Origin of the sequence: Arthrobacter sp. 18067, from assembly GCF_902706295.1 — a bacterium.
Lineage (GTDB): Bacteria > Actinomycetota > Actinomycetes > Actinomycetales > Micrococcaceae > Arthrobacter.
The window spans coordinates 1-422 of record NZ_CACSJJ010000088.1 but is presented as its reverse complement, the minus strand read 5'-3'; the positions used below and the strand labels follow the sequence as shown (position 1 = coordinate 422).

The window sequence follows — 422 nt, the reverse complement described above, 5'->3', positions numbered from 1 at the left end:
ATGCGCGGCACCCGAACCTGGCGGGCGTGCTGATCGTGGGCCTGGGCTGCGAGCGCAACCAGGTGGACGGCCCCGTGGAATCCCAGGGGCTGGAGCGCGGCCGGCTGCTGCACACGCTGGTGATGCAGGACGTGGGCGGCACGCGCGCCACCATCGCCGCCGGCATCGCGGCCATCGAGGCGATGCTGCCCGCGGCCGACGCGGCGCGCCGCAGCACGGTGCCCGCCAGCCACCTGAAGATCGGGCTCGAATGCGGCGGGTCGGACGGCTTCTCGGGCATCACGGCCAACCCGGCGCTGGGCGCGGCGATGGACGTGCTCGTGCGCCACGGCGGCACCGCCATCCTGTCGGAAACGCCGGAGATCCATGGCGTGGAGTTCATGCTCACGCGCCGCGCCGTCACCCCGGCAGTGGGGCAGAAG

1 protein-coding gene is annotated in these 422 nt (G+C 73.9%); it reads left to right on the top strand.

From position 1 onward, the window contains the following. Positions 1 to 422: UxaA family hydrolase (locus GVL04_RS24205; protein WP_200846964.1), on the top strand; the 422-nt coding region annotated here is incomplete at both ends.